Origin of the sequence: Bradyrhizobium sp. CCBAU 51627, assembly GCF_028128765.1 — a bacterium.
In the GTDB taxonomy this organism is placed as follows: Bacteria; Pseudomonadota; Alphaproteobacteria; order Rhizobiales; family Xanthobacteraceae; genus Bradyrhizobium.
The window spans coordinates 234,374-257,680 of sequence record NZ_LBJG01000023.1 but is presented as its reverse complement, the minus strand read 5'-3'; the positions used below and the strand labels follow the sequence as shown (position 1 = coordinate 257,680).

The window sequence follows — 23,307 nt, the reverse complement described above, 5'->3', positions numbered from 1 at the left end:
ACGCCACGGATCGCCTGCAGGTCAGGTCGGAGCTGCCATTCGTCGCCAAAGCGTGATATTCAGCCAACATGAAACGTCTCAGGTCCTGGCGCCGGTGGTTCACGCAAAAGTTCGGTCTTGCGCGGCTGGTGTGCCTCGCGCTGCTCGTCGTGTTTGCAGCCCTGCGCGTCTGGGATCCGCCGCCGGTCCAGGAGGTGCGGCTGCGCACCTTCGACATGTTCCAGCTGCTCGACCCGCGCCACAAGACGGTGCGGCCGGTCACCATCGTCGACATCGACGACAAGAGCCTCGCCAGGCTCGGCCAGTGGCCATGGTCGCGCACGCGGATCGCCGATTTGATCATCAATCTCACCAATCTCGGCGCGGTGGTGATCGGGTTCGACGTGGTGTTCTCGGAAGCGGACAGGCTCAATCCGGATCTCGTCGCCAACCAGATGCGTTATCTCGACGACGTCACCCGCGCCCGGCTGCGGGAGCTGCCGAGTAACGACCAGATCCTTTCGGATGCGATCAAGCGCTCGCACGTGGTGCTGGGCGAGACTGGGCAGCCGGCGGTCGGGGCTGAGCTCGACAAGACGCTTCCCTTCACCGGCGTCGCCACCGTGGGCGAGGAGAATGCCGAAAAGTTCCTGTTTGAATTCCCCGGCCTGCTGCGAAACGTGCCCGTCATCGAAAAGGTCGCGGCCGGCCGTGGCCTGTTCACCATCAAGACCGAGCGCGACGGCCTGATCCGGCGCGTGCCGATGATCATGCGCGCCCAGGGCAACATCATGCCCTCGCTCGGCCTCGAGATTCTGCGGGTCGTCACGGGAACGCCGACGTTGCTGGTGCGCACCGACAAGACCGGCGTCCGCGCCATCCGCCTGAAGGGCGTGGAGATTCCGACCGACAAGAACGGTCAGCTGTGGGTGCACTATGCCTGGCAGGATCCCTCGATCTACGTCTCGGCGGCCGACGTGCTCGATAACAACGTGCCGCCGGACAAGATCAAGGGCAAGCTGGTGCTGATCGGCACCTCCGCGGTCGGGCTGAACGACCTCAAGACCACGCCGGTTTCGGCCAACATGCCGGGCGTCGAAGTCCACGCCCAGGTGCTCGAAAGCGTGCTGAGCGGTGCCGTGATCTCGCAGCCGAACTATGCGCTCGGCGTCGAATTGCTAGCTGCGATGATCATCGGCATTCTCGTCATCATCTTCACGCCGAATCTCGGTCCCGTCCGGCTGGTGCTCGCAGGCGCGATGTTCGCCGCCATCCTGGTCGGCACGTCCTGGTTCTTCTATGCGCGCTACCGCTATCTCATCGACTTCACCTATCCGCTGCTGTCGACCACCGCGATCTACCTGACCTTCATCTTTGCGAGCTTCGTGCGCGAGCAGCGGCAGCGGGTGCAGATCCGCGGCATGTTTGCCCAATACATGTCGCCGGAGCTGGTCGAGCAGCTCGCGCAATCGCCGGAAAAGCTCAAGCTTGGCGGCGAGGAGCGCGAGATGACGATTATGTTCTCCGACGTGCGCGGCTTCACCTCGATCTCGGAAAGCTACAAGCACGATCCGCAAGGCCTGATCACGCTGATGAACCGCTTCCTGACGCCGCTGACCAACGTCATCAGGGCGCGCAGAGGCACGATCGACAAGTACATGGGCGACGCCATCATGGCGTTCTGGAATGCGCCGCTCGACGACAAGACGCACGAGATCAACGCCTGCGAGGCCGCCGTCGGCATGCTCGAGAAGATCGACGAGGTCAACAGGGAGCGCGAGCACGAGGCCGCCGAGGGCGGCCACGTCTACATCCCGCTCAATGTCGGCATCGGACTCAACACCGGCATCGGCGTTGTCGGCAACATGGGCTCCGACAAGAAATTCAACTATTCGGTGCTCGGCGACAGCGTGAACCTGGCCTCGCGCCTGGAAGGCCAGACCAAGGAATACGGTTTTCCGATCATCATCGGTTCGCGGACCGCGCTCGCGGTGAAGGACAGGTTCGCGATCCTCGAGCTCGACTTCATCATGGTCAAGGGCAAGAGCGAGCCGGAAGTGATCTACGCCATTGCGGGCCGCGAGGACGTGCTGCGGTCGGCCGCCTTCCAGCGCCTGCGCAACATCACCATCGAGATGCTCGCCTGCTATCGCAGCCGCGACTGGCAGGGCGCACTCGAGGCCATCGAGCGCGGCCGCCGCAGCGAGGACGCCGACACGCTGGAGAAGCTGTTCAGGCTGTATGAAGCCCGCATCAAGGCCTTTCAGGCCGATCCGCCGCCGGCGGATTGGACCGGGGCGTATGCACTGCTGACGAAGTAGGAAGTAGGGGCTGCGCCACCGCTCTCGGAGGAAGACGACCGCATGACGAGACCGACACCGAAAGAAATCAAGCCGATTGCGCAGATCGCCGGCATTACCATTGATGATGAGATCGCGGCACGCATCTCCAACTCCATCGGGCCTGCCTTCGAGGGTTTTGCGGCCATCGCCGGCACGCTGCCGTTCGACCTCGAGCCCGCGCTCTATCCGCTGGCGCAGACGCGGAAGGTATCGAAATGAGTCTTGAACCTGCCTTGATGACGCTCACCGGGGTCGCGCGTGCGATCGCGATGAAGCAGGTCTCCTCGCATGAGGTGACGCGCGCGCTGCTGCAGCGTATTGCGCAGTGGCAGCCACATCTCAACGCCTTCATGGCGATCGAGTCGGAAGCCGCACTGAAGGCGGCGGATGCCGCCGATGCCGAGCTCGCCAGCGGCGCGGTGCGAGGTCCGCTGCACGGCGTGCCGCTTGCGCACAAGGACATGTATTACGATGCCGGGAAGGTCGCGACCTGCGGCTCGCTGATCCGCCGGGATTTCGTGCCGACGGTGACGTCGACCGCTTTGCAGCGCCTGAAGGATGCCGGACAGATCAGGCTCGGCACGCTGCATCTGGCCGAGTTCGCCTATGGCCCGACCGGGCACAACGCCCATTACGGCCCCGTGCGCAATCCCTGGAACGTCGCGCATATCACCGGTGGTTCGTCCTCGGGCTCCGGCTCGTCGGTCGCGGCGCGCCTGACTTATGCGGCGCTCGGCTCGGACACCGGGGGCTCGATCCGCATGCCCGCGCATTTCTGCGGCGTCACCGGGCTGAAGACCACGGTCGGCCGCGTCAGCCGGGCCGGCGCGATGCCGCTGTCGCAATCGCTCGACACGGTCGGCCCGCTCGCACGCACGGCGGAAGATTGCGCGCTGCTGCTGGCGCTGATGGCCGGCCCCGATCCTGAAGACTCGACCACGAGCCACGAGCCGCTGTCCGACTACGTCGCCGCGACCAGGAGCTCGCTGAAGGGTTTGAAGATAGGGGTGCCCGCGTCCTTCTATGTCGACGATCTCGACAGCGAGGTCGCACGCGTGCTGGACGAGACCATCTCGGTGCTCAAGCGCGAAGGCGCCGACATCGTCAAGGTCGAGCTGCCCGACCAGCGGCAGTTGTCCGCGGCGAGCCAGCTCGTGCTGGCCGCGGAAGCGGCGGCCTTTCATAAGCGCTGGATGATCGAGCGGCCGCAGGATTACGGCGCGCAGACCTTGATGCGGCTTCAGAACGGCCTCGCCATTCCCGCCATCACCTATCTCGAGGCGATGCGCTGGCGGGGGCCGGCGCTTGCCGCGCACAATGCGGCGACCGCGGGCGTCGATGCGATCATCGCTCCGGCCTCACCCATCCCGGCGCCGACGATCGAGGAGAGCGATGTCGGCGGCGGACCCAATGCGCCGGCCTTGTTGCAGCGGCTGACATTGCTCACCCGCCCGGTGAATTTCCTCGGCCTGCCGTCGCTCACCGTGCCGTCGGGCTTTACCGGGAGTGGCCTGCCGGTCGGCATGCAGCTGATCGGCCGCTCCTTCGACGAAGCGACCTTGCTCACCATCGGCGCCGCCTTCCAGCGCGTCACCGATTATCACGACCAGGTCCCGAAGTTGCCATCGTGAGACGAATTCGCCGAGCCGCGCCGTCTGACGCGGCTTCCTTTGAAAATCCGCTGTGCAGGCTTGGTGTTGGCACAATCCACCTCGGGCCCGCCGGCGGGTCCGTGTCTACTGTGCATCGGGTTGTTTTCGCGATTCGTGTGTGAGTTGTCCCTCCGGGGCCACCATTCAGACCCCATTCATCCCGGTTCCGGTTCCATGGCCCCGTTCACGGAGAGGAACTTCATCTTATGTATATTTCTGGCCAAAGCCTCATCATCATCCTGTTCGTCGGCCTGGTTGCCGGCTGGCTCGCCGGCAAGGTCGTACGGGGCAGCGGGTTCGGCATCATCGGCGACATCGTGATCGGCATCGCCGGCGCCTTCGTCGCCAGCTTCCTCTTCCCCAGGCTCGGCATTCACCTCGGCTTCGGGCTGGTCTCGGAGATCATCTATTCCGCGATCGGGGCCGTTATCCTGCTGCTGGTGGTGCGTCTGGTGCGCGGCGGCGGCCGGCTTTAGCGGCCTCGACCGATCGGAATGTTCCGCCTCTCCCAGCCCTGGGGAGAGGCGGCCGCTTTGCTAGAAAAAGCCGCAAAGCCTGTGAAATACCGGACTTGCGCATCGGGCCGTCCGGGGTAGATGTGACCTAGGCCCGGATTAATTCGATTGCGTTGCCCGTGGGAAGAACGCGATATTAATCTGGGGCGAGTATGCCTCGATTTACCTGTGAAATCAGGGCTTTTGCCCCTTACCCGAAAGAGATCAGACTGATGGCAGCCGTTCCCGGCCTCCGCCGTTCAGAGCTCGGTGACGCGCTGCGTGCCTGCCGCACAGCGTTCCTCGGCGTCGGCTTCATGAGCTGCATGATCAACCTGCTCTATCTGACCGGGTCGATCTTCATGCTGGAGGTCTACGACCGGGTGCTGCCGAGCCGCAGCATCCCGACCCTGGTCGGCCTGATCGTTCTCGCCGGCGGCCTCTACATGGCGCAAGGCGTGCTCGACATGATCCGCAGCCGCATCCTGGGACGGGTCGGCACCGCGCTCGACGAGGCCTTGAACAAGCGGGTGTTCGACACCATCGTGCGCCTGCCGCTGCTGGTCGGCAGCCGCAACGAAGGGCTTCAGCCGCTGCGCGACCTCGACAATGTCCGCTCCTTCCTCGCCGGCATGGGCCCGAGCGCGTTCTTCGACCTGCCCTGGCTGCCGCTCTATCTCGCCATCTGCTTTGCCTTCCACGTCATGATCGGCGTGACCGCGTTGGTCGGCGCCATCATCCTGGTCGGGCTGACGCTGGTCACCGAGTTCCTGTCACGCCAGCCGGCGAAGGAGGCGATGGGCCTCGCCGCCCGGCGCAACGACCTTGCCCAGTCCAGCCGCCGCAATGCCGAGGTGCTGGTGTCCATGGGCATGGCCGGCCGGCTCAACCAGCGCTGGAGCGAGGCCAACGAAAAATATCTCTCCGGCAATCAACGTGCGAGCGACATCGCCGGCGGTCTCGGCGCGATCGCAAAAGTGCTCCGCATGATGCTGCAATCGGCGGTGCTCGCGGTCGGCGCCTATCTCGTCATCCACCAGGAGGCGACCGCCGGCATCATCATCGCGGGCTCGATCCTGTCGGCCCGCGCGCTGGCGCCGGTCGATCTTGCGATCGCGCACTGGAAATCCTTCGTCGCGGCCCGCCAGAGCTGGCATCGCCTCAGCCGCCTCCTGGAACAGATGCCGGCGCAGGCAACCCCGACCCAGTTGCAGGCGCCCACCAGCCGGCTCTCGATTGAAGGCGTCGCCATGGTGGCGCCGGGCGACCAGCGACTGATCGTCCAGGACGTTACGTTTGCGCTCGAAGCCGGCAACGGCCTCGGCGTGATCGGACCGAGCGGCTCCGGCAAATCCTCGCTGATCCGTGCCCTGGTCGGCGTCTGGCATCCGGTGCGCGGCAAGGTCCGGCTCGACGGCGCGGCGCTCGACCAATGGTCGTCCGACGTGCTCGGCCGCCACATCGGGTATCTGCCGCAGGACGTCGAGTTGTTCGGCGGCACCATCGCGCAGAACATCAGCCGCTTCGATCCCGAGGCGACCTCTGACGGCATCATCGCCGCGGCCAAGGAAGCGGGCGTGCACGAGATGATCATCAAGATGCGCGAGGGCTACAATACGCAGGTCGGCGAGCAGGGCACTTCGCTCTCCGCGGGCCAGGCCCAGCGCGTGGCGCTGGCGCGCGCCCTCTACGGCAATCCGTTCCTGATCGTGCTGGACGAGCCCAATTCCAATCTCGACACCGAAGGCGACGAGGCGCTGACCCGCGCGATCCGCGGCGCGCGCGAACGCGGGGCGATCGTCGTCGTGGTGGCGCACCGGCCTATCGGCGTCGAGGCGGTCGACCAGATCCTGGTGCTCCGCGACGGCCGCATGCAGGCCTTCGGGCCGAAGGAGCAGGTGCTCGCCCAGGTGCTCCAGCCCCGCGTGGCGCCGCCGGCGCCGATCAAGGTCGTCAGCGAAGGCGGAGTGGCCAAAGCATGAGCACGATGACGGTTGGCGGCACAAAGCCCGCTGCGCCCAAGGCTGTCCGGGAATCAATCCGGTTTCACCTGATCCTCGGGCTCGGAATCGTGCTGTTCCTGGCCGTCGGCCTCGGCGGCTGGGCTTCGACCGTGCTGATCTCTGGCGCGCTGATCGCGCCGGGCCAGATCGTGGTCGAATCCAACGTCAAGAAAGTGCAGCATCCGACCGGCGGCGTGGTCGGCGAGGTGCGCGCCCGCGACGGCGATGTGGTCAAGGCCGGCGACATCGTGGTGCGGCTCGACGACACCGTCACGAGAGCCAATCTCGCCATCGTCGTCAAGAATCTGGACGCCGCGCAGGCGCGCGCGGCGCGCCTCCAGGCCGAGCAGCGCGGAATCGACAAGATCGAGTTTCCGCCATCACTGCTCGAGCGCATCAGCGATCCCGACGTCAAGGCGCTGATCGACAGCGAAAGCAAGCTGTTCGACGTTCGGGTCAACGGCCGTGCCGGCCAGAAGGCGCAGCTGCGCGAGCGCATCCAGCAGCTCAACGAGGAGATCGCGGGCCTCCAGGCGCAGGAGAAAGCCAAGGACAAGGAAATCGACCTCGTGCAGCAGGAGCTCACCGGTGTGCGCGATCTTTATGACAAGCACTTGGTGCAGATCTCGCGCCTGACCACGCTGGAGCGCGATAGCGCCCGCCTCAACGGCGAGCGTGCGCAATACATCGCCTCGCGGGCCCAGGCCAAGGGCAAGATCACCGAAACCGAGCTGCAGATCATCCAGGTCGACAAGGACATGGTGAGCGAGGTTTCCAAGGATCTGCGCGAGACCAACGACAAGATCGGCGAGCTGATCGAGCGCAAGGTCGCGGCCGAGGACCAGCTCCGCCGCGTCGACATCCGCGCACCGCAGGACGGCATGGTGCTGCAATCGACGGTGCACACCGTCGGCGGCGTCGTCACCGCCGGCGACACCTTGATGCTGATCGTGCCGCAGACGGACGATCTCCAGGTCGAGGCCAAGGTGAATCCGGTCGATATCGACAAGCTCCAGGTCGGCCAGAAGACTCTGCTGCGTCTGTCCGCCTTCAATCAGCGCACCACGCCCGAGCTCAACGGCGTCGTCAGCCGCGTCTCGCCGGACGTCACCACCGACCAGCGCACGGGCCAGAGCTACTATACCATCCGCGTGTCGATGCCCGCCGAGGAGGTCGCCAAGCTCGGCGATTCCAAGCTGATCCCGGGTATGCCGGTGGAAGCCTTCGTGCAGACCGGCGACCGCACCATGCTGTCCTATCTCTTGAAGCCGCTGCACGACCAGTTCATGCGGGCCTTCCGCGAGAAGTGACGCGCGAAAGCGCGTGCCTCCACCCGTCATTGGCAATCCAGGGTCTTTCCGAGGAGGGATTCTGGATTGCTTCGCTGCGCTCGCAATGACGACTTGGCTGTCAGTTTGCTATAGTTCGACTCGAAGTCCCAGCAACCCGGCGGTCGAACGATGCAATCTCCACCCTCCATCGCCACACAATCCTTCTCCGACGCCGGCCTCGCTGTCGCCCGTCTCGAAGAAATCTACGAGCGCAACACCAAATTCCTGCGCGACCGGTTCGAGGCCTATGTCTCGGGCGAGGCGATCACGACGCGCGTGCGCACCTACTATCCCTTCGTCCGTCTCACCACCGCGACGCATGCGCGACTGGATTCCCGTCTTTCCTACGGTTTCGTCGCCGGCCCTGGCGTGCACGAGACCAGCGTGACGCGGCCGGATCTGTTCCGCAGCTATCTGACCGAGCAGATCGGTCTCCTGATCCAGAACCACGGAGTTCCCGTCGAGGTCGGCGAGTCCAATGAACCGATCCCGATCCACTTCGCCTATCGCCGCGATATCAACATCGAAGCCGCCATCACCACCAGCGAGAATTCGCCGGTGGCGCGCTCGCTGCGCGATGCGTTCGACGTGCCGGATCTCGCCACTATGGACGATTCCATCGCCGACGGTACGTTCGAACTGCGGCCGGGTACGCCCGAGCCGCTGTCGCTATTCCGCGCCGCCCGCGTCGATTACTCGCTGCGCCGGCTCTACCATTACACCGGCACCGATCCCGAACACTTCCAGAACTTCGTGATCTTCACCAACTACCAGTTCTACGTCGATGCCTTCGCGCAAGCGTGCCAGCAGCGGCTCCAGTCCGGCGAGGTCGGCCTCGACGCTTTCGTCGCGCCCGGCAATGTGATCATGCGCAGCGGCGGCGCGACGAGCGGCGATGCGCCCGCGCGCATCCCGCAGATGCCGGCCTACCATCTGGTCACATCGGGCTATCGCGGCATCACGCTGATCAATATCGGCACCGGTCCGTCCAACGCGCGCAACGTCACCGATCACGTCGCGGTGCTGCGGCCGCATGCCTGGTTGATGCTCGGCCATTGCGCAGGCCTGCGCAACACGCAGCGGCTCGGTGATTATGTGCTCGCGCATGGTTACGTGCGCGAGGACCATGTGCTCGATCGCGAGCTGCCGCTGTGGGTGCCGATTCCGGCGCTGGCCGAGATGCAGGTCGCGCTGGAGCAGGCGGTCGAGGACGTCACGGGCCTGGAGGGTTTCGAGCTCAAGCGCCTGATGCGCACCGGCACCGTCGCCAGCGTCGACAACCGCAACTGGGAAATCTCCGGCCCCGAGGTGATCCGCCGCATGTCGCAGTCGCGCGCGGTTGCTCTCGACATGGAATCGGCTGCGATCGCCGCCAATGGCTATCGCTTCCGCGTGCCCTATGGCACGCTGCTCTGCGTCTCCGACAAGCCGCTGCATGGCGAGATCAAGCTGGCCGGCATGGCCAGCGAATTCTACCGCCGCCGCGTGGGCCAGCACCTCGAGATCGGCCTGAAGGCCTTGGAACGGCTCAAACAGCAGGAATCGGAGCGGCTGCATTCGCGCAAGCTCCGCAGCTTTGCCGAGGTCGCCTTTCAGTAAGGACAACAGAACTGTCGTACGGTCGTCCAGGTCTCTGTGAGTTCAGCGTCCGGGAATATCCCTGCAGAGGCAGGGTTATCCATTCGTCCGGGGCCGCTTGAAACAGGACGGGAGGCAGACATGATCACAGCGATGATCAGGCGCGTCACACTGGGTATCTTTGCGGCAGCTTTGTTGAGTTCGCCGGCGTTCGCCGCAGGCGGAGGTGGCGGCGGCGGGGGCGGCGTCGGTTCCACCGATCCCTATGCCGGGGCCTATTCGGATCAGAAGCCGCAGCCGCAGCCGGTTTATCCGAAGCGGTCGGGCAGCAAAGCAACGCAGAAGGGCAAGAAGCCGGACAACCATTCCAGCATCGGCGATCCCGCCTTCGCGGCCGGCTACCGCGTCGCCTATGACACGATCTACGAGCGCAACGACTACGCGACTGCGATCGTGCAATTGAAGTCGCTGGGCCATGACGACCATCCGAACGTCGCCAACCTGATCGGCTACTCCTATCGCAAGCTTGGGGATTACGAGCAGTCGCAGGTCTGGTACGAGCGTGCGTTGAAGGCAGATCCGAACCACGTATTGACGTGGCAGTATTACGGTCTGTGGCAGCTCGAGCGGGGCAACCGCGAGCAGGCGCTCTATCATCTGAGCCGGATTGCTGCCATCTGCGGCACGGATTGCGAGGAGTATCGATCGCTGGCCGCGGCACTCGGCAAGCCGACCGGCACGGCGCTCGCCTACTGAAACAGGAGCGCGGCTGATCGACAGAGCCCGTGCTTTCGGTCGGCCCCCTTTGACTGCTTGATCCACCGCCGCGGATGGTGACAAAGCGTCAGATTTTCAGCATTGTCCGGCCGGGGGCTCGACCGGGACAATTGGATGCCGCTAACACGCGACAGGATCATCGGGCACGACCTCGAACGGTTGGCCTTTCGCTTCACCATGCTGAGCGACGGTGATGTCGTGCAGTGCCAGATCAGCGATGCAGCGATGGACGAACTCGCCGGCATGCAGGGCACCGAGAGCAGCGCGCGGCAGGCGCAGTTCACGTCGCTGCGCGAGACCATCGAGCGGATCGCGTCGGACCTCTACGACGAGGCGCCGCGGTTCAAAGGCTATGTGGTGCGGATATTCATACGACATTTGGCCAGATAGAAGGGCATGCGCGCAACTTGCGATGGCCGCGAAAGGATTCATTAATGGCAGCCTGTAGTTGCAATGGATGGAGGCAACGCGGCGTGAGATGATCTTCGTGCGCTCGTCCACGCCGATAGTCTCACATGACCAGAAGATCAGTCCTGCTGCTCGTCGTCGTCGCCCTGCTGGCCGGAAACGCGGCTTATGCGAACCTGTTCGGGCCGAGCGCATTTGCACGCGATTTCGACCGAAACATCGCGCGGTTTCCCCTGGCAGCGTCGATCGCCCGCAGCGATCCAGGCCTCAGGGCGGTCTTTCTTCGCGAGACTGAAGAGGCATTCAACGGGGGTGGGTGGTCCGCCGCCAACAATGTGCTCAATATGATCGTTGCAACCGAGATGGATGCCTATACCGACGATGAGCACATCATCGCTGTGGACCGGGCGCAACTGGCGGCGCTTCTGAAGCTCGCGAGCAATCCATTGGAATGCAAGTCCTATCTTTTGGCCGGCTTCCAGCGTGGTGAGTTTCCAGACGCAGCGCAGGAGTTCGCGGACCTTGCCTCGGCAGGTCACGCAGCCCTCGAAAACGGATTCGAACGCAAGACGAATGGCGTTGCCCGCGCACAGGCGAGCGATGCGGAGCTCGCGGCGATCGAAACACAATTGGCTCTGGGGCCATTCGCGGAGCTCACCCGACAAGAGCTTGGAGCCCAATCACGGTATCTCGACGGCAACCCTGAGCTCATGTGCAGCGCTGCCATCAAGAAGCAGCTCAATCTGCTTTCAGCCGCCAGTGCCGACGCCGCTCACACCTCACGGCTGCGCAGAGCCAGGCGGTGCAAAATCGATTTTGTCGAGGTTCGCGCGAAGCTGTGCCGCGAGCCCGGCAACGGCTTGTCCTGCTCCTAGCACGGGTGGGTAAGCGGCGTCGCCGCTCACCCCTTGAGCTTCTTCAGCAATAGCTTCAGCGCCGTCGCTGCGAACATCTGCATATTGCCGAACCGGTCGTTGTTGCCCGTTTCAAGCGTCATCACCTCGGTCGCGGGTCCCGCCACCGCCACGCAGCTATGGCCGGCCGCATCGCCGTAACGATTGCCGGTGGGGCCGGCTGCGCCGGTCTCGGACAGGCCCCAGTCGGAGCGGAAACGCCCGCGCATCTGTTCGGCCAGCAGCTTCGCATACGGCTCCGATGAGGAGCGAAAGCCCTTCATTCCTTCATCCGAAATATCCATCAGCACGCGTCTGGCATCGCGCGTGTAGACCACCGCGCCGCCGAGGAAATAAGCGGAGGCGCCGGGCACCGCGAGCAGGCTTGCTGCGATCAGCCCGCCGGCCGAGGATTCCGCGACTGCAATAGTCTCTTTGCGTGCGATCAATGTTGCCGCAACCTGTTCCGCGATACCGACAAGCTCTTTCATGCCAGTCCCCTGTTCCTTCGCAACCGAGCTCCGCCTTCCTAGCATATGACAGGACGCTTAGCCGAGTTGCGGGCGACGGGCAGGCCTGCTTGAATGGTGGATAGAAGAAGAGACATGCGAGGAAACGTGAGAGGGGAGACGTCATGACGTCCCTGATCGCCGGCGGGATTGACTGCGATGTGCATCCGGCCGTGCCGCATCTGACCAGCCTGTTGCCGTACCTGAACGACTATTGGCGTGATCAGGTGACCACGCGCGGCATGGTCGACCTCGTCTCGCAATCCTATCCGCAGAACTCACCGATGACTGCGCGGCCCGATTGGCGGCCCGAGAAGGGAAAGCCCGGCGAGAGCCTGGAGGACATGCAACGCCACGTGCTCGACCCCTTCCAGCTCAGGTTCGCGATCTGCAACCCGCTTTACGGTGTGCAGATGGTGTTCTCCGAGGACATGCAGGCCGCGTTCTGCCGTGCGCTGAACGACTGGCTGGCGAAGGAATGGCTCGATCGCGATTCCCGGCTGCGCGGCTCCATCGTGATTCCGACGCAAAGCATCGAAAAAGCCGTTGCCGAGATCGAGCGCTGCGCAGCGGACGAGCGCTTCGTGCAAGTGCTGATGCTGGTCATGGGTGACGTGCCGCTCGGCAAACGCGCGCTGTGGCCGATCTACGAGGCGGCGGAACGGCACGAACTGCCGGTGGGGATCCACGCTGGTTCCGCCTATCACAATCCCCCGACCGCGGTGGGTTGGGGTTCCTATCATATCGAGGATTACGTCGGGCACTCCCAGGCGTTCCAGACCCAACTCACCAGCCTGATCGTCGAGGGCGTTTTCGCCAAATATCCGCACCTGAAAATGGTGATGCTGGAATCCGGTGTCTCCTGGATCGCACCCTATCTCTGGCGGCTACACAAATTCTGGCGTGGGGTGCGGATGGAGACGCCATGGGTCGATCGTGCGCCGCTGGAGATTGTGCGCAGCAACATCCGCTTCTCATTACAGCCATTTGATGCGCCACCGGACGCGGCGACATTAAATCGCCTGTTTGAGCATATGCAGTCCGACGAATTGGTCCTATTCTCCACGGACTATCCGCACTGGCAGTTCGACGGCCAGGATGCGCTGCCCGAGGGGCTCGCCCCCGATCTCGTGCGCAAGATCATGATCGACAATCCGCATGCAACCTATCCCCGCCTGAAATGAGCCCGCTGCCAAAGGAGGCAAGGCGATGAATATCCAGTTTCGCGAGAGCCGAGAAGCTGCTTCCCCTCCGACAACCAAGACCGCGATCGCGGACTGTGACATCCATCCGGCACGTGCGACTCGGACCGAGCTTTATCCCTATCTCGCCAAACGCTGGCAACATCATCTCGAGGTCTATGGCGTCCATGCCTATCAAGGCATGATGGAAGGACCGCCCTATCCAAAGGCCCAGCCCAACGCCTCGCGCCGCGACGCCTATCCACCGGAAGGCGGCCCGCAGGGCTCCTCGCTCTCCTTCATGCAGAAGCAACTGCTCGATCCGAACAACGTGCAGCTTGGCGTGCTCAATCCGCTCAACACCGGGCAGGGCATTCGCAACCACGATCTCTCGGCTGCGCTGTGCTCGGCCATCAACGACTGGCAGATCGACAAATGGACCAGCAAGGACAAGCGGCTCAAAGCCTCGATCGTCGTCGGCAATGAGGACGGCCTGGCGGCCGCCGCCGAGATCCGCGAGCGCGCCGGCGACAAGAATTTCGTTCAGGTGCTGCTGCTCAGCCGCAATGTCGAGCCGCTCGGCCAGCGCCGCTATTGGCCAATCTACCAGGCCGCGGAAGAGGCGGGTCTTCCGGTTGGCGTGCACGCCTTCGGCTTTGGCGGCAACCCGATCACGCCGTCGGGCTGGCCGTCCCATTACATCGAGGAGATGGTGGGGCACTCGCAATGCCAGCAATCGGCGCTGGCGAGTCTCGTGCTGGAGGGCGTGTTCGAGCGTTTCCCGAAATTGAAGATGGTGATGATCGAGGCCGGCTTCGGCTGGGCGCCGTCGCTGGCATGGCGTCTCGACAAGGTCTGGCAGCGGCTGCGCAGCGAGGTGGCGCACGTCAAGCGGCCGCCGTCGGAATATATCCGCGAGCAGGTCTGGTGGACCACGCAGCCGATGGAAGATCCCGAGCGGCGCGAGGATCTGTTCGACGTCATCAACTGGATCGGCTGGGACCGGCTGCTGTTCGCCACCGACTATCCACACTGGGATTATGACGAGCCTTCACGTGTGCTGCCGGCGGGCGTCAGCGAAGCCAATCGCGAGGCGTTCTATCTCGGCAATGCGAAGAAGCTCTACGGGATCGCCGCATGATCCGAAAAAGGGTGAAGCGGTTCTTCGATCAGATCATGCGGATGACATAATGGCGCGGCACGTGATTGCCGCGGTCGACGAGCTGCCGCCCGGCACGCGAAAATTCCTGGAGATCGACGGACGGCCGATCGCCGTCTTCAACATCAAGGGCGAATATTTCGGCCTGATGAACCGCTGCCCGCATCAGGGCGCGGCATTGTGCGAGGGCCCGCTGATCGGGCTTGCACAATCAAAGGATCCCGGGGAGATCGAATATACGAAACTCGGCGAGATCATCCGCTGTCCGTGGCACGGCTGGGAGTTCGACATCCGCACCGGCCAGTCCTATTGCGACCCCCGCCGCTTTCGCGTGAAGGCCTATCCGGCCCATGTCGAGCCGGGCGCGCGTGTCGTGAAGGGTCCGTATGTGGCCGAGACAGTCACGGTGACGGTCGAGAACGACTACGTGGTGGTGGAGCTGTAAGCTCCTTCGTCATTCCGGGGCAATGCGGAGCATCGAATTCTGATGCGCAATTGCGCATCAGAGAATCCGTCGTGCGTCAGCAACGCTTGGAGGAACGGATTTCCGGGCTCGCGACTTCGTCGCGCCCCGGAATGACGCTGTCTCACCGCCCCGTCGCCGGCTCTATTGCTGTATCGTAGGTCGGCACCGTCTTGCCGCTGCCGCGATAAACGGTGAGCGCGGCGACAATGCCGAGCGCCGCTCCGAACATGAGCCAGTAAGCCGGCGAGGCCTTGTCACCGTTGGTCATGCTGATCAGCTTGGTCGCCACGGCGGGTGTCGATGTGCCGAAGATGCCCGCGGCCAGGGCGAAAGCGATCGAGAAGCAGGTGGTGCGGACATGGGCCGGCACGATCTCGACCAGGCAGCCCAGCATCGTGCCGCTGTAGACGCCGAAGTAGAACGAGAACATCATCTGCACCGCGAGCAGTTTCCCGAGAGTGGGAGCTGCCGCGAGCCAGGACAGCGCGGGGTAAGCCGTCAGGAATGACAGAGCCGCAATCGTCACCAACACCGGCTTGCGGCCAATGCGGTCGGACACCGCGCCGCCGACCGGATTCCAGATGAAGTTGGTCACTGCAACGAGAAGCGTCACCAGCAGCGTTCCGGTCGGCGACAGATTGAGCTGCTTGCCGAAGCCGGGGGCATACACCGTGATGAAGTAGAAGGTCGTGGTGGTCAGCACGGCAATCATCATGCCGAGGATGACGATGCGCCAGTTCGCGATCGCCGACGCGAACACTTCGCGCGCGGTCGGATGCTTCTTCATGGCCAGGAAGGCCGGTGTCTCCTCGAGCGAGCGCCGCAGGAAGAAAATGACGGGGATGATGATGCAGCCGACGAAGAACGGGATACGCCACTTCGCAACTCCTCCGATCACATCCAGGAAGGTATCGCCGGGAATGAGCTCCCTCAGGATGAAGCCGATGATCGCTGCGACGAAGATCGCGACCTGCTGACTGGAAGACTGGAATGAGGTGTAGAAGCCGCGATGGCCAGGAGTCGCGATCTCGGACAGATAGACGGAGACGCCGCCCAGCTCCACGCCGGCCGAGAAACCCTGGATCAAGCGGCCAATCAGCACGATGACCGGGGCGGCAACACCGATTGCTGCGTAAGACGGGCAGAACGCGATCACCACGGTGCCGAGCGCCATGAGCGCGAGTGTGAAGATCAAGCCCTGGCGTCGGCCGATACGATCGATATAGGCGCCCAGCACGATGGCGCCTACGGGTCGCATCAGCGCGCCGAGCCAGAACACGCCATAAGCATTGAGCAGGGCCGCGGTCTCGTCTGCGGCGGGGAAAAACGCCTTCGCGATATCCTGCGCGTAGAAGCCGAACAGGAAGAAATCGAACTGCTCGAGAAAATTGCCCGATGTGGCGCGCAGGATCGCGCCGATGCGCGACTTGATTGCGGGCGGATTGGTTGAGGTGGCTGGTCCAGCCATGAACGTTACTCCCCTTCGAGGCGCGGCCGGACCGGAACTCATTTCACGGCAAGGCGACAAATTGCTGCTGCGACAATCTGGCTACCCCTTCCCGCGCGGGGCGTCGCGAGTCAACCCATTTCGCGGCGGAAGCTGATGATTTTTCAGGCTTTATTCTGAGTTGCCGCGACCACCCATTGGCGAAAGGCGGCGAGCTTTGGCGCTTCGCGGCGGCCCTCCGGCGAGACCAGATAGAAGCCGGCGTCGGCCGGCAGCGCGATCTTGAAGGGCACCACCAGCCGGCCCTTGGCGATGTCGTCCTGAACATAGGAGGTCCGGCCCATCGCCACGCCCATGCCGTCGATCGCCGCCTGCACCGTCATGAAGGTCATGTCGAAGGTGATGCCGGGCTGCCGTGAGATGCTGGTTGAAAGCCCCGCGGCTGTCAGCCATAGGCGCCAGTCATCGCTGGTGCTGGTGTGCAGCAGCACATGGTCCTTCAGGTCCTCCGCCGTGCGCAGCGATTTATCGCCGCGAAGGAGGGCAGGACTGCACACGGGAAACAATTCGTCCGCCATCAGCCACTCGGCACGCACGCCCGGCCACTGGCCGCGGCCGTAGCGGATCGCCGCATCGACATTGTCGCGCTGGAAGTCGACGAGGCTGGTCGAGGTGGTGATGCGGACGTCGATGCCGGGATGGCTCTCCTGGAAATCGGTCAGGCGCGGCAGCAGCCATTTCGCGGCGAGGGAAGCGATCGTCGAGACCGTCAGCACCTTGTCGTCGTCCTTGCGCAGCAGCCGGTCGGTGGCAAGGCGGAGGTCGTTGAAGGCGGCGCGGACGCCGGGCAGATAGTCGCGCGCTTCCGGGGTCAGCGCCAGCGCGCGGTTCTGCCGGATGAACAGGCGGATGCCGAGCTCCTCTTCGAGCCGGCGAATCTGATGGCTGATCGCGGTCTGGGTCACGTTCAGCTCTGATGCGGCCAGTGTGAAGCTGAGATGCCGCGCGGCAGCTTCAAAGGCCCGCAATCCGTTCAGGGAAGGCAATCTGGCAGTCATTTGGCAGCATCATGCATGAGCTTATTTCATGCGAAGAGGTACAAATTGTCGTTTGTTGCACGGCACAGAGAAGCAGATATTAGCGCCCAAGTTAGCTCAAGGAGCTGAAAATGTCTATTCTGACGCAGAATTCGATGACAAATCATCATGCGGTGGGGCTGATCCAGCAGGTCAGTGAGACCTTGCATCTCTGGCATGAGCGCTATCGCAACAGGCGCGAGTTGAGCAACTGGACCGCCCGCGATCTCCACGACGTCGGCCTGTCCTGGTCCGAGGTCGCCTATGAGGCTGACAAACCCTTCTGGCGGGCCTGATGGGCCGTCAGGCCGGCGCCGCCTGAGCACAGGGGCGCCGGCGGTCCCTCGTCCTCGTGAGCACGCGTCATGAGCACCTATCGCCTGGAAGAGCTGAAGCAATATTCGGATACGTTGCGCACCCGCGACGGAGAGGCGATTCACGTTCGCTTCGTGGAACCCCGCGACATCGACCAGCTTCAGCACTACTTCCGTTCGCTCTCGACCCGCTCCCGCTACAACCGCTTCTTCGGCGCGATCAGCGAGTTGCCGAAGGGACTGCTGAACGATTTCCTTCTGGTCGGCGCGCGCGAACGTTTCACCGTGGTCGCGACAAAAATGGTCGACGGCTTCGAGACCATCGTCGCCGAGGCGCGCTATGCCTTGCATGCCGAGACGTCGGCGCTCGAATTTGGCCTGTCGGTCGACGATCGCTGGCATGGCCGCGGCATCGCGACCGCGCTGATCAAGAACCTGGAATGCCGAGCCGCCGCGCTCGGCGCCGAGCACATGTTCGGCGACACGCTGCGCTCCAACGAGACCATGATCTCGCTTGCGCGCACATCCGGCTTCGCTTTCGTCAATCATCCCGATGATTGGAAGCTGGTCCAATTCGACAAGGAGATCCACCTCGCGCCGAAGGACATTCCCTGCGCGAGCTGGCGTCTCGCTGCTTTTTCCCGTCAGGCCGATCGCCCCTCAGCCTCGGCCTGACACGACTGCAGCCCGGCCTGGTTCAAACCAGAGCCGGGTGTTTTTTTGTCCACGCAGACCTGTCATCCTGTCGGGGTGAACTGTGAGATGCCAGGCGGCACGGCGCTGTCCGTGCCTCTACTTCCCCGTGAACACGGCTTTCCGTTTCTCGATGAAGGCCTGCACCGCCTCCTTGTGATCGGCGGTCGTGGTGAGACGGACAAGCCGCTCGGCTTCGTGGTCGCGAGCGGTCTCGAAATCGAACAGCAGGGCCTCGTCGAGATTGTCCTTCATGTAGCGCAGCGCCAGGCGCGGGCCTTCGGCGAGCGATTTTGCCAGCGCGAAGGCTTCACTTTGCAATTTGTCGTCGGGAACGACTCGGTTGACCAGGCCGATCGCTTCCGCGCGCGCGGCATCGACACGATCGCCCGTGAACATCAGTTCGCGCGCCCGCGCGGTGCCGACCAGACGGGTGAGCAGCCAGGCGATACCGTAATCTCCGGACAGTGCGATGCGGGCATAGCCGGTGGCGACGAAGGCCGATTGCGCGGCGATGCGGATATCGCAGGCCATGGCGATGGCCAGCCCGGCGCCGACCGCGGGGCCGGGCAGGGCGGCGACGGTAGGCTTGCGGACCGACACCAGCGCGCCCGTAAGCAGCCGCTGCCGTTCCTGCAGATCGGCGATGCGATCCTGCAGCGACATCTCCAGCTTCCTGGGATCGCGATGCGCGCCCATGCCCTTGACGTTGCCGCCGGCGCAGAACGCTTCGCCGGTGCCGGTGATCAGGAGCGCGCCGACATCGGGACTCTCGCCGCAGGTGCGGATCATCGTGCGCAGCGCCGGCGTCAGCGCGTCCGACAGCGAATTGCGCGCCTCCGGCCGGTTCAGCGTGATCACCGCGACGCGGTCGCGGATGACGCAGAGGAGTTCATCGGTGCCGGTGTCGATGGTGGTTTCCATGGTGATTGATTCCTCCCTGCGGTCATTGCGAGCGAAGCGAAGCAATCCAGAAATGGTCCAGCAGAGACAGCCCTGGATTGCTTCGCCGCAAGGGCTCCTCGCAATGACGGCAGTGGTGGCGCTGCCGCCTCAAAACTTCTCCACCCAAGGCCGCAGCTCCAGCTCCCAGCTCCAGGCGCTGCGCGGCTGTTGCAGCACGTTCCAATAGCTCTCGGCGATCGCATCGGGATCGAGCATCGAATCCGGCCTGTCGGGGGCTTCCGTCCGCGCAGCGCTGCGGATGCCGCCGTCGATGACGAAATGCGCGACGTGGATGCCTTGCGGCGACAGTTCGCGCGCCATGCTTTGCGCCAGGCCGCGCAGCGCGAACTTGCCCATCGCGAACGGCGCAGACTGTGCGTAGCCCTTCACGCTGGCAGAGGCGCCGGTGAACAGGATCGCCCCGTGCTGGTTCGGCAACATGCGTTTCGCCGCCTGCTGCGCCACCAGGAAGCCGCCATAGGCGCTCACCGCGATGGCGTTCGCGACGTCGGCCGGGACGAGGTCGACGAACGGTCCGCGCGCGCGGCCGCTGGCGTTGTAGACGACGAGGTCGGGCGTGCCGATCTCGCGCTCGACCAGGCCGAACAACCGCTCGACCTCGTCAGCCTCGGTCGCGTTGCAGGCATAGGCCTTGGCGCCGGTCTCGCCGCAGAGCGCACCGAGCTTCTCGATCTTGCGTGCCGCCAGCGCGACGCGGATGCCTTGCGCGGACAGCAGCCGCGCCAGCGAGGCGCTCAGGCCTTCGCCGGCACCGACGATGAGGGCGATCTTGTATGTCGGGTGTTCCATGATGTGATCTCTCGAGGACGGGACGTCGGTGATCTAGGCACCCGCCGCGGGGGCAGCCAGCCGCAGCGACAGGCCGGTCAATCACATTCCGCAGAGCGAACTGTTCCTTCACGGCGATCATGCCGCCCTGACGATTTGCGGCTTTATTGCCTCCCGCGACGGGAGCATGATCGACATCATCTCAAGCGGCAAGCGCCAAAATGAGCGCCAACAATTGCCGCCGGGCGGAAACGAAGAGGACGACCATGCAGACGCCGCTCACAGCGCAGCCAAAAGACCTCGGCCTGCTGGCGCCCGATACCACGGGCATGAATTTCTACCGCGCCGATCCGGCGCTGACGGACCTTCTGCGCATCCATCTGCCGGAGACGCTGTTCAGCCACATCGAGCCGCATCTGGACCGTCTCGGCGAGCTCGCCGGCGGCCATCTCGACGAGTGCGCGCGGCTTGCGGACCGCCACACGCCGGTGCTGCACCAGCGCGACAAGTTCGGCCGCGACGTGCAGTGGATCGAATATCACCCGGCCTATCGCGAGTTGGAGAACGCCGCTTTCGGCGAGTTCGGCATCCACGCGCTGTCGCTGCGCAAGGGCATCATGGGCTGGCCGGACAAATATCCTGTCGTCGCCAAGCACGCTTTCACCTTTCTGTTCAACCAGACCGAATTCGGCATGGGCTGCCCGATCAACGTCACCGACGGCTGTGCAAAGCTGCTGGCGAACTTCGGCAGCGAGGCCCTGAAGGCGAAATATCTCGACGGCCTGACCTCGACCGACATGAGCAAGCTGACGCAAGGCGGCCAGTTCATGACCGAGAAGGAGGGCGGCTCCGATGTCGGCACGCTGAGCACCCGTGCGGTGCAGGAAGGCGAGCATTGGCGCCTCTACGGCGAGAAATGGTTCTGCTCGAATGCGGACGCCAAGGTCGTGATGCTCCTGGCGCGGCCGGAAGGTGCCGGCCCTGGTACCCGCGGCGTCGGCCTGTTCCTGATGCCGCGCTTCCTCGACGACGGCTCGCAGAACCACTACCGGATCGTGCGCCTCAAGGACAAGCTCGGCACCCGCTCGATGGCGTCCGGCGAGATCAAGCTGGAAGGCGCCATCGCCTATGCCGTCGGCAAGCTCGACCGCGGCTTCGTACAGATGGCCGAGATGGTGAACTCCTCGCGGCTCTCCAATGGTGTGAAGTCGACCGCGCTGATGCGCCGCGCCTATCATGACGCCATGACGGTCGCGAAGAACCGCGTGGTGTTCGGCAGCCGCATCATCGACCTGCCGCTGGGACGACGGCAGATGCTGAAGATCACGCTCCCGGTCGAGCAGGCGCTGTCCATGAGCTTTCTCACCGCCGACGCGCTCGATCGTGCCGAGGCCGGTAGCCAGGATGCGGCCGCGCTGCTGCGCATCCTCACCCCGACGCTGAAATTCCGCGCCACGCGCGATGCGCGAAAGGTCTGCGGCGATGCGCTCGAGATGCGCGGCGGCATCGGCTATATCGAGGAGTTCGCCACGCCGCGCCTGCTGCGTGATGCCCATCTCGGCTCGGTCTGGGAGGGCACCGGCAACATCGTCGCCATCGATGCGCTTCGCCGCGCCGTCGGACGCCATGGCGCCGAATCCGCGCTCTCCGCCGACCTGCATGCGCGGCTCGACGACAGCGGCTCCGTGCCGCAGGCCTGGCGCGACAATTTGCGCAGGTTCGTCGATCGTGCGGTCGGCTTTGCGCGCGAGGTCGCCGGCAAATCCGAGAACGAGGCCGACGCGCGCCGCGCGACGAGCGTGCTCTATCATGTCGCAAGCGCGGTCGCGCTGGCCTGGGAGGCGCACCGGATTCACCAGATGCGCGGCGATGCGCGCCGGCTGCTGCTGTCGCGGCTGGTGATCGACCACCGCGTGGCGCCCGGTGATCCGTTCCGGCCGACGGAAAATGCCGCGCAGGCGAAGATCGCCGCGCTGCTGCTCGGCCATCGCGCAGCAGCCATGAGCGAGGTTGGCGAACTGGTTCTGGCGGCGTAGGCTCTCCACGTCTCCCTGGGGGAGAGGTGGAAACGACGCTCAACGAAAATCATAACAAGCGAGGAAACCCCGATGAAGGCCGCCGTCCTCTATGAAGTCAACCAGCCGCTCGTCATCGAGGATGTCAGCCTGCCGAAGCCGGGTCCGCGCGAAGTGCTGATCCGCACCGCGGTCGCGGGCCTCTGCCACTCCGATTTGCATTTCATGGAAGGCCTCTATCCGCATCCGCTGCCCGCGGTGCTCGGCCACGAGTCTGCCGGCGTCGTCGAGCAGGTCGGCTCCGACGTCACTTATGTGAAGCCGGGCGATCACGTCGTCACCTGCCTGTCCGTGTTCTGCGGCACCTGCGACAATTGCACCACCGGCCGCACCGTGCTTTGCACCGACACGACGGTGAAGATGCTGCCCGGCGTCTCGAACCGCATGCAGTGGTCGAAGCCGGAGAAGCTGCACCAGTTCCTCAACCTCTCCTCCTTCGCCGAGCAGATGCTTGTGCACGAGAACGCGATCGTCAAAATCCGCAAGGACATGCCGCTCGATCTCGCCGCGCTGATCGGCTGCGGCGTCATCACCGGCTACGGCGCCGTCGTGAACACGGCCAAGGTGACGGCCGGCGAGACCGTCGCGGTGATCGGCTGCGGCGGCGTCGGCATGGCCGCGATCAACGGCGCACAGATCGCCGGCGCCGGCCGCATCATCGCCATCGACACAAATCCGGCCAAGCTCCAGCTTGCGACCAAGCTTGGCGCGACCGACATCATCAATCCCGCCGACGGCGACGTGGTGAAGCAGGTGCGCGACCTCACCAATGGCGGCGTGCAGCACGCGTTCGAGGTGCTCGGCCGCAAGGAGACGGCGGAGCAGGCGTTCGGCATGCTCACTTCGGGTGGTACCGCCACCATCGTCGGCATGATCCCGTTCGGCCAGAAGATCGAGCTGCATGGCTTCGACTTCCTGCGCGAGCGCAAGATCCAGGGCTCGTCGATGGGCTCGAACCACTTCCGTGTCGACATGCCGCGCCTGGTCGATTTCTATCTGCGCGGCCGGTTGCATCTGGAAGACTGGATCTCGGCGAAGCTGAAGCTCTCCGAGATCAACGAGGGTTTCGCCAACATGAAAGCCGGCAAGACGCTGCGCAGCGTGATCGTGTTTGACAGTTGAGCGCCACCGGTGTCGTCGCCCGGATGCCCCGGTCAAGCCGGGGCATGAGAGCGGAATGAGGGATGACTTACCTC

The 23,307-nt window shown here is 64.2% G+C and carries 22 protein-coding genes; 17 read left to right on the top strand and 5 right to left on the bottom strand.

Annotated features, from left to right (window positions below; all coding sequences use genetic code 11):
• Positions 1–68: 68 nt before the first annotated feature.
• The 10 genes from XH88_RS13085 (at position 69) to XH88_RS13040 (ending at position 11,439) form a co-directional block, all read left to right on the top strand.
• Entirely contained in the window at positions 69–2,300 is a 2,232-nt protein-coding gene (locus XH88_RS13085; RefSeq protein ID WP_271668705.1) for a CHASE2 domain-containing protein, read from the top strand.
• Positions 2,301–2,342: 42 nt separating this feature from the next.
• Complete coding sequence (locus tag XH88_RS13080; RefSeq protein WP_271668704.1) at positions 2,343–2,540, top strand: hypothetical protein; 198 nt, start codon at positions 2,343–2,345, stop codon at positions 2,538–2,540.
• Positions 2,537–3,952 (top strand): amidase, encoded by a 1,416-nt coding sequence (locus tag XH88_RS13075; RefSeq protein WP_271668703.1) that lies wholly within the window; start codon positions 2,537–2,539, stop codon positions 3,950–3,952. Before XH88_RS13080 ends, XH88_RS13075 begins: the two co-directional genes overlap by 4 nt.
• Positions 3,953–4,179: 227 nt before the next feature.
• Entirely contained in the window at positions 4,180–4,449 is a 270-nt protein-coding gene (locus XH88_RS13070; RefSeq protein ID WP_271668702.1) for a GlsB/YeaQ/YmgE family stress response membrane protein, read from the top strand.
• A 251-nt stretch (positions 4,450–4,700) separates the two neighbouring features.
• Positions 4,701–6,449, top strand: a complete 1,749-nt coding sequence (locus tag XH88_RS13065) for a type I secretion system permease/ATPase (RefSeq protein ID WP_271668701.1) — start codon at positions 4,701–4,703, stop codon at positions 6,447–6,449.
• Positions 6,446–7,780, top strand: a complete 1,335-nt coding sequence (locus XH88_RS13060; RefSeq protein WP_271668700.1) for an HlyD family type I secretion periplasmic adaptor subunit — start codon at positions 6,446–6,448, stop codon at positions 7,778–7,780. The genes XH88_RS13065 and XH88_RS13060 overlap by 4 nt, the downstream gene beginning before the upstream one ends.
• Before the next feature lie 150 nt (positions 7,781–7,930).
• Positions 7,931–9,400, top strand: coding sequence for an AMP nucleosidase (locus tag XH88_RS13055; RefSeq protein WP_271668699.1), 1,470 nt, complete (start codon positions 7,931–7,933; stop codon positions 9,398–9,400).
• A 120-nt stretch (positions 9,401–9,520) separates the two neighbouring features.
• Positions 9,521–10,135: a tetratricopeptide repeat protein gene (locus XH88_RS13050; protein WP_271668698.1), complete on the top strand. Its 615-nt coding sequence runs from the start codon at positions 9,521–9,523 to the stop codon at positions 10,133–10,135.
• Between the two features lie 135 nt (positions 10,136–10,270).
• Positions 10,271–10,546, top strand: a complete 276-nt coding sequence (locus XH88_RS13045) for a DUF1488 family protein (protein WP_271668697.1) — start codon at positions 10,271–10,273, stop codon at positions 10,544–10,546.
• Between the two features lie 362 nt (positions 10,547–10,908).
• Positions 10,909–11,439 carry a hypothetical protein gene (locus tag XH88_RS13040; RefSeq protein WP_271668696.1) on the top strand — a complete coding sequence of 177 codons (531 nt, stop codon included), beginning with the start codon at positions 10,909–10,911 and terminating at the stop codon, positions 11,437–11,439.
• A 26-nt stretch (positions 11,440–11,465) separates the two neighbouring features.
• Here XH88_RS13040 and XH88_RS13035 read toward each other — a convergent pair whose 3' ends face one another.
• Positions 11,466–11,948, bottom strand: coding sequence for a CinA family protein (locus XH88_RS13035; RefSeq protein WP_271668695.1), 483 nt, complete (start codon positions 11,946–11,948; stop codon positions 11,466–11,468).
• Between the two features lie 143 nt (positions 11,949–12,091).
• Between XH88_RS13035 and XH88_RS13030 the strand changes: the two genes are divergently transcribed.
• From XH88_RS13030 to XH88_RS13020, 3 genes are read left to right on the top strand one after another with little or no spacing between them, the layout of a single operon-like run.
• Positions 12,092–13,150: an amidohydrolase family protein gene (locus tag XH88_RS13030; protein ID WP_271668694.1), complete on the top strand. Its 1,059-nt coding sequence runs from the start codon at positions 12,092–12,094 to the stop codon at positions 13,148–13,150.
• Between the two features lie 25 nt (positions 13,151–13,175).
• Positions 13,176–14,288: an amidohydrolase family protein gene (locus XH88_RS13025; RefSeq protein WP_271668693.1), complete on the top strand. Its 1,113-nt coding sequence runs from the start codon at positions 13,176–13,178 to the stop codon at positions 14,286–14,288.
• 49 nt (positions 14,289–14,337) lie between these two features.
• On the top strand, positions 14,338–14,751 hold the full coding sequence (locus XH88_RS13020) for a Rieske (2Fe-2S) protein (RefSeq protein WP_271668692.1): 414 nt from the start codon (positions 14,338–14,340) through the stop codon (positions 14,749–14,751).
• Between the two features lie 142 nt (positions 14,752–14,893).
• On the opposite strand, the gene XH88_RS13015 is transcribed toward XH88_RS13020, so the two are convergent.
• On the bottom strand, positions 14,894–16,240 hold the full coding sequence (locus XH88_RS13015; RefSeq protein WP_271668691.1) for an MFS transporter: 1,347 nt from the start codon (positions 16,238–16,240) through the stop codon (positions 14,894–14,896).
• A 143-nt stretch (positions 16,241–16,383) separates the two neighbouring features.
• Positions 16,384–17,277 (bottom strand): transcriptional regulator GcvA, encoded by an 894-nt coding sequence (locus XH88_RS13010; RefSeq protein ID WP_271668690.1) that lies wholly within the window; start codon positions 17,275–17,277, stop codon positions 16,384–16,386.
• A 110-nt stretch (positions 17,278–17,387) separates the two neighbouring features.
• On the opposite strand from XH88_RS13010, the gene XH88_RS13005 reads away from it, so the two are divergent.
• Together XH88_RS13005 and XH88_RS13000 are read left to right on the top strand one after the other, a co-directional pair.
• Entirely contained in the window at positions 17,388–17,591 is a 204-nt protein-coding gene (locus XH88_RS13005) for a DUF1127 domain-containing protein (RefSeq protein WP_271668689.1), read from the top strand.
• Between the two features lie 69 nt (positions 17,592–17,660).
• A complete protein-coding gene (locus XH88_RS13000; RefSeq protein ID WP_271668688.1) occupies positions 17,661–18,284 on the top strand; it encodes a GNAT family N-acetyltransferase in 624 nt (207 codons plus the stop codon).
• Between the two features lie 117 nt (positions 18,285–18,401).
• Here the strand turns inward: XH88_RS13000 and XH88_RS12995 are convergent, their stop codons facing one another.
• Together XH88_RS12995 and XH88_RS12990 are read right to left on the bottom strand one after the other, a co-directional pair.
• Positions 18,402–19,232: an enoyl-CoA hydratase gene (locus tag XH88_RS12995; RefSeq protein WP_271669055.1), complete on the bottom strand. Its 831-nt coding sequence runs from the start codon at positions 19,230–19,232 to the stop codon at positions 18,402–18,404.
• 123 nt (positions 19,233–19,355) lie between these two features.
• The gene (locus XH88_RS12990) at positions 19,356–20,057 is read right to left on the bottom strand and encodes an SDR family NAD(P)-dependent oxidoreductase (RefSeq protein WP_271668687.1); all 702 of its coding nucleotides are present in this window, start codon (positions 20,055–20,057) and stop codon (positions 19,356–19,358) included.
• A gap of 245 nt (positions 20,058–20,302) precedes the next feature.
• Here XH88_RS12990 and XH88_RS12985 point away from each other — a divergent pair, with 245 nt between their 5' ends.
• Positions 20,303–22,072, top strand: coding sequence for an acyl-CoA dehydrogenase family protein (locus XH88_RS12985; protein ID WP_271668686.1), 1,770 nt, complete (start codon positions 20,303–20,305; stop codon positions 22,070–22,072).
• A 72-nt stretch (positions 22,073–22,144) separates the two neighbouring features.
• Positions 22,145–23,233, top strand: coding sequence for a Zn-dependent alcohol dehydrogenase (locus tag XH88_RS12980; protein ID WP_271668685.1), 1,089 nt, complete (start codon positions 22,145–22,147; stop codon positions 23,231–23,233).
• Positions 23,234–23,307 lie beyond the last annotated feature (74 nt).

Bases quoted from the DNA above. Each gene is read 5' to 3' on its own strand.
- XH88_RS13005 (WP_271668689.1), top strand. From the start codon at position 17,388: ATGTCTATTCTGACGCAGAATTCGATGACAAATCATCATGCGGTGGGG.
- XH88_RS13010 (WP_271668690.1), bottom strand. From the start codon at position 17,277: ATGACTGCCAGATTGCCTTCCCTGAACGGATTGCGGGCCTTTGAAGCT.
- XH88_RS13075 (WP_271668703.1), top strand. From the start codon at position 2,537: ATGAGTCTTGAACCTGCCTTGATGACGCTCACCGGGGTCGCGCGTGCG.
- XH88_RS13030 (WP_271668694.1), top strand. From the start codon at position 12,092: ATGACGTCCCTGATCGCCGGCGGGATTGACTGCGATGTGCATCCGGCC.
- XH88_RS13025 (WP_271668693.1), top strand. From the start codon at position 13,176: ATGAATATCCAGTTTCGCGAGAGCCGAGAAGCTGCTTCCCCTCCGACA.
- XH88_RS13060 (WP_271668700.1), top strand. From the start codon at position 6,446: ATGAGCACGATGACGGTTGGCGGCACAAAGCCCGCTGCGCCCAAGGCT.
- XH88_RS13080 (WP_271668704.1), top strand. From the start codon at position 2,343: ATGACGAGACCGACACCGAAAGAAATCAAGCCGATTGCGCAGATCGCC.
- XH88_RS13055 (WP_271668699.1), top strand. From the start codon at position 7,931: ATGCAATCTCCACCCTCCATCGCCACACAATCCTTCTCCGACGCCGGC.
- XH88_RS13085 (WP_271668705.1), top strand. From the start codon at position 69: ATGAAACGTCTCAGGTCCTGGCGCCGGTGGTTCACGCAAAAGTTCGGT.
- XH88_RS13000 (WP_271668688.1), top strand. From the start codon at position 17,661: ATGAGCACCTATCGCCTGGAAGAGCTGAAGCAATATTCGGATACGTTG.
- XH88_RS13015 (WP_271668691.1), bottom strand. From the start codon at position 16,240: ATGGCTGGACCAGCCACCTCAACCAATCCGCCCGCAATCAAGTCGCGC.
- XH88_RS13040 (WP_271668696.1), top strand. From the start codon at position 10,909: ATGATCGTTGCAACCGAGATGGATGCCTATACCGACGATGAGCACATC.
- XH88_RS12990 (WP_271668687.1), bottom strand. From the start codon at position 20,057: ATGGAACACCCGACATACAAGATCGCCCTCATCGTCGGTGCCGGCGAA.
- XH88_RS13020 (WP_271668692.1), top strand. From the start codon at position 14,338: ATGGCGCGGCACGTGATTGCCGCGGTCGACGAGCTGCCGCCCGGCACG.
- XH88_RS12985 (WP_271668686.1), top strand. From the start codon at position 20,303: ATGCAGACGCCGCTCACAGCGCAGCCAAAAGACCTCGGCCTGCTGGCG.
- XH88_RS12980 (WP_271668685.1), top strand. From the start codon at position 22,145: ATGAAGGCCGCCGTCCTCTATGAAGTCAACCAGCCGCTCGTCATCGAG.
- XH88_RS13065 (WP_271668701.1), top strand. From the start codon at position 4,701: ATGGCAGCCGTTCCCGGCCTCCGCCGTTCAGAGCTCGGTGACGCGCTG.
- XH88_RS13050 (WP_271668698.1), top strand. From the start codon at position 9,521: ATGATCACAGCGATGATCAGGCGCGTCACACTGGGTATCTTTGCGGCA.
- XH88_RS13045 (WP_271668697.1), top strand. From the start codon at position 10,271: ATGCCGCTAACACGCGACAGGATCATCGGGCACGACCTCGAACGGTTG.
- XH88_RS13070 (WP_271668702.1), top strand. From the start codon at position 4,180: ATGTATATTTCTGGCCAAAGCCTCATCATCATCCTGTTCGTCGGCCTG.
- XH88_RS13035 (WP_271668695.1), bottom strand. From the start codon at position 11,948: ATGAAAGAGCTTGTCGGTATCGCGGAACAGGTTGCGGCAACATTGATC.